The organism is Deinococcus rhizophilus (assembly GCF_030271215.1).
Lineage (GTDB): Bacteria > Deinococcota > Deinococci > Deinococcales > Deinococcaceae > Deinococcus > Deinococcus rhizophilus.
Genome location: NZ_JASNGB010000140.1, coordinates 1 through 7645, shown reverse-complemented (window position 1 = coordinate 7645; position 7645 = coordinate 1). Strand labels below are relative to the sequence as shown.

Below are 7645 nucleotides of genomic sequence, written 5' to 3'. Positions count from 1 at the left end.
TGAAGCTGCGGCTGGACGACCGCTCGGTGGTGACCCGCCGGGTGACGCTGCCCCATCCGGTGCGCGACGCGGCGACCCTGGCCCGCACCGCCGCCCGTCTCGTGACCGCCGAGCTGATGGGGACCCGGGGCGTGCGGCTGGTGGGCATCACCGCCGCCGGGTTGGGGCCACCCACCGAGCCGCCGCCGACACTGTTCGGGGAGTAGGGGAGGTCAGGGCGCTTCCCGGCCCGGCTCCCAGCCTGTAAGAGCGTTGTTATCCCGCATGACTACCGTGAATTATGCAAAGGGTGAAAGGGAAGGGAAAAGGGAAGGGCCTCGCCGTCTCCGCGCTGCTGCTGGCCGGGCTGGTGGCCGGGGCAGCCCAGGCGGCCACCCTCAAGGTCGCCGTGGTCGGCCCGATGAGCGGCGACGTGAGCGGCTTCGGCACCGAGATGCGGCGCGGGGCCGAGCTGGCGGTCGCGGAGCAGGCGGCGGCCTTCCGGGCGCTGGGGCATGAGCTGGTGCTGGTGCCCTTCGACGATCAGGCCTCGGCCACGGTGGCAAAGTCGCTCGCCAAAACACTGCTGGCCGACTCCAGCATTCTGGGGGTCGTGGGAGCTTTTAACTCCAGCGTGTCCAACGTGCTGGCGCAGAGCTTCGCATCTGCCAGGCTCGCTCTGATCTCGCCCGGCAGCACCAACGATCTGCTCACCACTCACGGCTGGACGCATTTCAGCCGCGTCGTGTCCCCGGACGGCGCACAGGGCGTGGCGGCGGCCAATTACATCGCCGACGAGCTGAAGGCCAAATCGGTCTTTGTCGTCTCCGACAGCACGGCCTACGGCAACGGCCTGAGCAAGGTCCTGATGGGCACGCTGAAAAAGCGCAAGGTCGCCGTGCCCAGCTACATCGGCGTCTCGACCCCCGCCCAGATCGCGGACGCGGTCAGGAAGGTCAAGGCCAGCGGCGCGGACGTGGTGTACTTCGGCGGCACCTACGACGTCGGGGCCGATCTGGTCAAGGCGCTGCGGGCCGGGGGCATCACCACGACCTTCATGGGCGGGGACGGCCTGGATTCCAGCGCCTTTCTCAAGCAGGCGGGGATCGCCGGGGCGGGCGTGGTCTACACCACCGTGTTCGGGCCGGTCAAGGCTTTTTCCAACAGCCTGACCTTCAGTGGGCGGTATCAGGCCGCCTACAAGGCCCGGCCCGAGGGGCTGTCCGTGTACGCCTACGACGCCACCAACACGCTGCTCTCGGCCATCCGGGCGGCGGGCGGCAAGGGGGTGGCTACCCGCGCCCAGGTCAGCGCGGCGGTCCGCAAGGTCAACCTGCCCGCCTGCTTCACCAGCGACAAGGCCGCCTGCTCGACCGTCACGGGCGCCATCGGGTTCACGGCCACGGGCGAGCGCGAGCGGTCGCGCCTGTTGGTGATGAGGTTCGACAACGTGCTTCAGCCCCAGGTCGCCAAGGTGCAGATCATCGATCCCGCCACGCTGAAGTAAACCGGGGAGGCAACTCTGCACCGCCGTCCGGGCCGTGCGCCGCCTCGCGGAGCTGCCCCCACTTCTGGCATAGCCCGAAGCCCCGTCCTCTCTGGCGGGGCTTCGAAGATTCCGATTCAGACGGACGCGCTCAGGCCCGCGCCGCCTCCGGCTCGCCCGCCAGCGCCAGCCACGTCGAGAGCACCGAATCCGGGTTCAGGCTCACCGAGTCGATGCCCTGGTCCATCAGCCACTGGGCCAGCGCCGGGTGATCGCTGGGGCCCTGCCCGCAGATGCCGATGTACTTCCCGGCGCGCTTGGCCGCCGCGATGGCCTGAGCCATCAGGATCAGCACGGCCTCGTTCTGCTCGTCGAAGAGGTCAGCCACCAGCCCGGAGTCGCGGTCGAGCGCCAGCGTGAGCTGCGTCAGGTCGTTGGACCCGATGGAGAACCCGTCGAAGTGCTCCAGGAACTGGTCGGCCAGGATCGCGTTCGAGGGAATCTCGCACATCATGATGATCTTCAGATCGTTCTCGCCGCGCCTCAGCCCGTTGCGGGCGAGCACCTCGATCACGGTTTGCGCCTCGCCCACCGTGCGGACGAAGGGAATCATGACCTGCACGTTTTTTAGGCCCATGCCGTCGCGGACCTCGCGGATCGCCTCGCACTCCAGCGCGAAGGCGGCGGCGAAGTCGGGCGAGCGGTAACGGGAAGCCCCCCGGAAGCCGATCATCGGGTTTTCCTCGTGTGGCTCGTAGGCGGGGCCGCCGATCAGGTGGGCGTACTCGTTGCTCTTGAAATCCGAGAGGCGCACGATCACCGGTTTGGGCGCGAAAGCCGCCGCGATGGTCGCCACGCCCTCACTCAATTTCTCGCGGAAGAAGTCGCGCGGGGTGGCGTACCCGGCGGTCTTCTCCTCGATCTGCGCCCGCACGTCATCCGGCACGTTCGGGTAATCCAGCAGCGCGCGGGGATGAATCCCGATCACGTTGGAGATCACGAACTCGACGCGGGCCAGGCCGACGCCCTCGTTGGGGAGCGCCGCGAAGGAAAAGGCGCGGTCGGGCGAGGCCACGTTCATCATGATCTTCATGGCGACGGGGGGCATGGCGTCGAGCTCGACGCGGTTGACCCGGAAGGGCAGTTCGCCCGCGTACACGTAGCCGGTGTCGCCCTCGGCGCAGGAGACGGTAACCCGCGCCCCGCTTTCCAGCTCGCGGGTGGCGTTCCCGGTCCCCACCACGGCCGGAATCCCCAGCTCCCGCGCGATGATCGCCGCGTGGCAGGTGCGCCCGCCCCGGTTGGTGACGATGGCCGAGGCCCGTTTCATCACCGGTTCCCAGTCGGGGTCGGTCATGTCGGCCACGAGCACGTCGCCGTCTTGCACCTGCGCCATCTGCGAGACGTCCCGCACCACCCGCACCACGCCGGAGCCGATGCGGTTGCCGACGGCGCGGCCCTCGACGAGCACGTCGCCCTGGCCCTGAAGCTCGAAGCGTTCCAGCGTGCGCCCGCTGCGGCTCTGCACCGTCTCGGGCCTCGCCTGGAGGATGTAAATCTGGCCGTCCCGTCCGTCCCTGCCCCACTCGATGTCCATCGGGCGCCCGTAGTGCTCCTCGATGGTCACGCACTGCCGGGCCAGTTCGGTCAGGTCCTCGTCGGACAGGCAGAAGCGCCGCTGCTCCGCTTCCGGCACGTCCACCGACTCCACCCCGCCGCCTTCCGCATAGACCATCCGGCGGGCCTTGCTGCCCAGGGTGCGGCGCAGCACCGCCCGCTTGCCCGCCTTCAGCGCGGGCTTGTACACGAAGTACTCGTCGGGGTTTACCGCCCCCTGCACGACGAGTTCCCCCAGTCCATACGCCGCCGTCACCAGCACCGCGTCCCGGTAGCCGCTCTCGGTGTCCAGGGTAAAGGCTACCCCGCTGACGCCGAGGTCGGTGCGGACCATCCGCTGAACCCCCGCCGAGAGCGCGACGTCCGCGTGTTCGAAGTTGTGGTGAACCCGGTAGGAGATCGCCCGGTCGTTGTAGAGGGAAGCGAAGACGAGCCGGACATGGTGCAGCACCGAATCGATGCCGCGCACGTTCAGGAAGGTCTCCTGCTGCCCGGCAAAGGAGGCTTCGGGGAGGTCCTCGGCGGTCGCGCTGGAGCGCACGGCCACGTCGGGGTCCAGCCCGCCCGACTCCTGGGCAAGCTGCGCGTAGCCCTCGCGGATGGCCGCCTCCAGCTCGGCGGGCAGCCCGCCCCCCTCTACCCAGCCGCGAATCTCGCGCCCGGCGTCCGCGAGGGCCACCACGTCGTTCGTGTCCAGCGCGGAGAGGCGGGCGTTGATGCGCTCCTCGATCCCGTTCTGGGTCAGGAAAGCGCGGAAGGCGTCGGCGGTGGTGGCGAAGCCGCCGGGCACCCGCACCCCCGCCCCCGCGAGGCCCTGGATCATCTCGCCGATGGAGGCATTCTTGCCGCCCACGACCTCCACGTCCGTCATCCTTAGTGTCTGGAACCAGCGAATCATGTCCATGCGCGTTCTCCGTTCTGGTGAGGCTCCCCGGTGTGGAAGCGGCGGGGGTTGGTGTGTGAAAACTGGTGCTGCGGAACCTCCCCAGCTTACCCCGGCGGGCACAGCGGGGGCGTCCTCGCCAGGGGGACGGGCCCGCACGGACACGGCCCGGGCGGGCAGAGCCCTGCACAGACCCAGTCCTGCACAGCCCCAGGCCCCGCAGACACGGCCCCCGCCCGGCATGTCACGCTGACCGCATGACCCGGCCCTCCCGCACCGTGCTGATCGTCTCGGACCACACCGGTCTGACCGCCGAGAACACCGCCCGCGCCCTGCTGGCGCACTTTCCGGACCAGCCGCTGCGGTACGTGCAGCGGTCCTTTGTCGCCACGCTGGAAATGGCACGGGAGGTCACGCGGGAGGTCGCGGCGCTGGCGGCACAGGGCGAGCGGCCGCTGATCTTCACGACCATCACCGATCCGGCGGCCCTGCGCGAACTGGAGTCGGCCCCGGCCCGCGTCTTCGACCTGCTCGGGCCCGGCCTGGGTGCGCTGGAGGAGGAATTCGGCGTGCCCGCCGCCCGCAGCGTGGGCCGCTTTCACGACATGCACGACCAGGCAGGCTACGTCGCCCGGATGGACGCCCTCGACTTTGCCCTCGCCACCGATGACGGCCTGGGTGACCGTCAGTACGGCCTGGCCGACGTGGTCCTGGTCGGCGTCTCGCGGGCGGGCAAGACCCCCACCAGCCTCTTTCTGGCGCTTCAGCACGGCGTCCGCGCCAGCAACTATCCCCTGGCGGAAGACGACTTCGAGCGCGAGGCGCTGCCTGTCCCGCTGGAGCCGCACCGCGCCAAGCTCTATGGCCTGACCATCGACCCCCGCCGCCTGCACGCCATCCGCACCCAGCGCAAGGCCGCGAGCCGTTACGCCAGCCTCGAACAGTGCGAGCACGAGGTCCGGCGGGCCGAGCGCCTCTTTTCCCGCGTGGGCATCCCGGTGCGCGACACCACCAGCGCCAGCGTGGAGGAGATCGCGGCGGGGATTCTGGCGCAGCTTCGGCGGGGGTAGGGGAGGGGTCAGCCTTCAGTGGTCTGGGACTGATGACGGACCGCTGAAAGCTGCTAGCTTTCTGCCATGCAGCACGACATCCCGGTCCCCGCCCTGGGGCCGCAGGGCGAGGTGATGGCGCACGCGGTCGACGCCTGTGTGCACTGCGGCTTTTGCCTGCCCGCCTGCCCCACCTACGCGCTGCTCGGCGACGAGATGGATTCCCCACGCGGGCGCATCGTGCTGATGAAGGAGGTGCTGGAGGGCACGCTGCCCCTCGCGGACGCCGCCCCCCACCTCGACCGCTGCCTGGGCTGTCAGGCGTGCGTGACCGCCTGCCCCAGCGGGGTGCCCTACGGCGAACTGATCACCAGTTTTCGCGGCTGGAGCGAGCCGGGGCGCGAGCGCTCGCCGCTGGACCGGGCCAAGCGGGCGGGCATCCTGAAGATCCTCCCCGCCCCGGCGGTCTTCAGCGTGGCGGCGAGGGTCGGTCAGTACGTCAAGCCGCTTTCTCCGCTGCTGCCCACCGCGCTGCGTGCCCCGCTGGACCTGCTGCCGGAGCGCGTTCCGGCGATGCAACCCAGCCCGGAAGTCACGCCCGCGAAGGGCAGACGCCGGGGCCGGGTGGCCCTGCTCGCCGGGTGCGCCCAGCAGGCGCTGACGCCCAATTTCAACGCCGCCACACTCCGGGTCCTGGCCCGCAACGGCATCGAGGTCGTCATCCCGGCAGGCCAGGGCTGCTGCGGAGCCGCCGCGCTGCACACGGGCGCCCGCGACGAGGCCCTGCGGCTGGTGCGTCAGAACCTCGCCGCCTTCGACCCGGGCGAGTACGACGCGATTCTCTCCAACGCGGCAGGCTGCGGCGCGGGCCTCAAGGAATACCCGGTGGTGTTGCACGGCCTCCCGGACGAGGGCCAAGCACAGGCTTTCGCGGCGAAGGTGCAGGACCTCTCCGAGTTCCTGGCGGGGCTGCTGCACGGCGGGGACCTCGAACCCTTCCTTCCCACGTCCCGCCCCCTCACCGTCGCCTACCACGACGCCTGCCACCTCGCCCACGCGCAGGGCGTCCGCGCCGCGCCCCGCGAGCTGCTGCGGGCCATTCCTGGCGTGACGGTGCTGGAGGTGCCCGAAGGCGACCTGTGCTGCGGCTCGGCGGGGACGTACAACCTCGAACAGCCGGAGCTGGCGAACGAACTCGGCGTCCGCAAGGCGCGGAACATCCTCTCCACTGCCCCCGACCTGATCGCTAGCGGGAATATCGGCTGCCACACGCAGATTGGGAGTCATACCCGGCGGCAGGGGAGCCGGGTGCCCGTGCTGCACACGGTCGAGGTGCTGGACCTGGCTTACCGGGGGGAGCTGTGAACCTGTTGCGGGTGACCCCTCAGTCGGCTACGCCGACAGCTCCCCTCAAAAGGGAGCCAAACAACCAGGTTTCAAGCCTCCCTTCTAGAGCATTTGCCATAAGAAGGCGGTGGGTTTCCGCATTCGTGGGCCGAGCAGAGCGAGCGAATGGGACAGGACCATTGGGCAGAATGGAGGCCCCTGGGGCGCCGTTCCCCGGGGGCCGTCATTCTGTCCAATGCTCTAAGGGGAGGTGGCCCCGAAGGGGTCGGAGGGGTTTCTCCAGCAGAGGCCGCCCATGACCCCCCGCAAGACCGCCCTCACCCCTGGTTCCCGCGCCCCCAAACCCCGCTCTGGCGGCACGCCCGACAATCCGCTCGCCGCCGAGTTGACCCGGACCCTCGGCCCCCGGAAAGTCCTCTCCAGCCTCTCCGAGCGCCGGAACTACCGCTACGACGCGATCCAGTTCGGCGAGACGCCGCTGGCGGTCGTGCTGCCCGAATCCACGGCGGACGTGGTGACGGCGGTGCGGGCGGCGCGGGCGGCGGGCGTGCCGGTCGTGGGGCGCGGGGCGGCGAGTGGCCTCAGCGGCGGGGCGGTGCCCATGCAGACCGGGCTGGTGATCTCCTTTACCCGCATGACCCGGCTGGCAGTCTTTCCAGGGCGGCGCGAGGCGCGGGCGCAGGCGGGCGTGGTGACCCTCAGCGTGACCGAGGCGGCGCGGCCCCACGGTCTGATCTACCCCCCCGACCCGGCCAGCTTCCGCACCAGCACGGTGGGCGGCAACCTCGGCGAGAACGCGGGCGGGCCGCTGTGCTTCAAGTACGGGGTGACGGGCGACTATGTGCGGGCGCTGGAATTCGTGGACGCGGAGGGCGAGGTCCACGAACTGACCCGCGACGCCTACGACCTCGCCGGGCTGCTGATCGGCTCGGAGGGCACGCTGGGCCTGATCACCGAGGCCACCCTGCGCCTCACGCCCCCGCCGAAGTACACCCGGACCCTGCTGGCGAGCTTCCCGGAGGTGGGCGGGTGCGCCGAGGCCGTCAGCCGGGCGATTGCGGCCGGGGCCGTGCCCGCCAAGCTGGAATTCATGGATCAGGCCTGCGTAAGCGCCGTGGAGGATTACCTCGCCCTGGGGCTGCCGCGTGACGCCGGGGCCGTGCTGCTGGTGGACACCGACGGCGACGATCTGGAGACGGTGGAGGAGGAACGGACGCTGGTGGAGGCCGCCTGCCGGGAGGCCGGGGGCACCGTGCGCCGCGCGGCCACCGACGCCGAGGCCGC

6 protein-coding genes are annotated in these 7645 nt (G+C 70.4%); 5 read left to right on the top strand and 1 reads right to left on the bottom strand.

Features of this window, described 5'->3' with window-relative positions:
* Both QOL99_RS12890 and QOL99_RS12885 read left to right on the top strand, forming a co-directional pair.
* Positions 1-206 (top strand): DinB/UmuC family translesion DNA polymerase (locus QOL99_RS12890; RefSeq protein ID WP_456318861.1); only part of this gene is annotated, 206 nt, incomplete at its 5' end.
* 74 nt (positions 207-280) lie between these two features.
* Positions 281-1486 (top strand): branched-chain amino acid ABC transporter substrate-binding protein, encoded by a 1206-nt coding sequence (locus QOL99_RS12885; RefSeq protein ID WP_285524382.1) that lies wholly within the window; start codon positions 281-283, stop codon positions 1484-1486.
* A 130-nt stretch (positions 1487-1616) separates the two neighbouring features.
* Here the strand turns inward: QOL99_RS12885 and ppsA are convergent, their stop codons facing one another.
* Positions 1617-3986, bottom strand: coding sequence for a phosphoenolpyruvate synthase (gene ppsA / locus QOL99_RS12880; protein WP_285524378.1), 2370 nt, complete (start codon positions 3984-3986; stop codon positions 1617-1619).
* Positions 3987-4222: 236 nt separating this feature from the next.
* On the opposite strand from ppsA, the gene QOL99_RS12875 reads away from it, so the two are divergent.
* The 3 genes from QOL99_RS12875 to QOL99_RS12865 all read left to right on the top strand — a co-directional run.
* The gene (locus QOL99_RS12875) at positions 4223-5035 is read left to right on the top strand and encodes a pyruvate, water dikinase regulatory protein (protein ID WP_285524377.1); all 813 of its coding nucleotides are present in this window, start codon (positions 4223-4225) and stop codon (positions 5033-5035) included.
* A 66-nt stretch (positions 5036-5101) separates the two neighbouring features.
* The gene (glcF, locus tag QOL99_RS12870; RefSeq protein WP_285524375.1) at positions 5102-6379 is read left to right on the top strand and encodes a glycolate oxidase subunit GlcF; all 1278 of its coding nucleotides are present in this window, start codon (positions 5102-5104) and stop codon (positions 6377-6379) included.
* 277 nt (positions 6380-6656) lie between these two features.
* Positions 6657-7645 (top strand): FAD-binding oxidoreductase (locus QOL99_RS12865; protein WP_285524374.1); only part of this gene is annotated, 989 nt, incomplete at its 3' end.

Coding starts and splice junctions, on each gene's coding strand:
- QOL99_RS12885 (WP_285524382.1), top strand. CDS start 281: ATGCAAAGGGTGAAAGGGAAGGGAAAAGGGAAGGGCCTCGCCGTCTCC.
- ppsA (WP_285524378.1), bottom strand. CDS start 3,986: ATGGACATGATTCGCTGGTTCCAGACACTAAGGATGACGGACGTGGAG.
- QOL99_RS12875 (WP_285524377.1), top strand. CDS start 4,223: ATGACCCGGCCCTCCCGCACCGTGCTGATCGTCTCGGACCACACCGGT.
- glcF (WP_285524375.1), top strand. CDS start 5,102: ATGCAGCACGACATCCCGGTCCCCGCCCTGGGGCCGCAGGGCGAGGTG.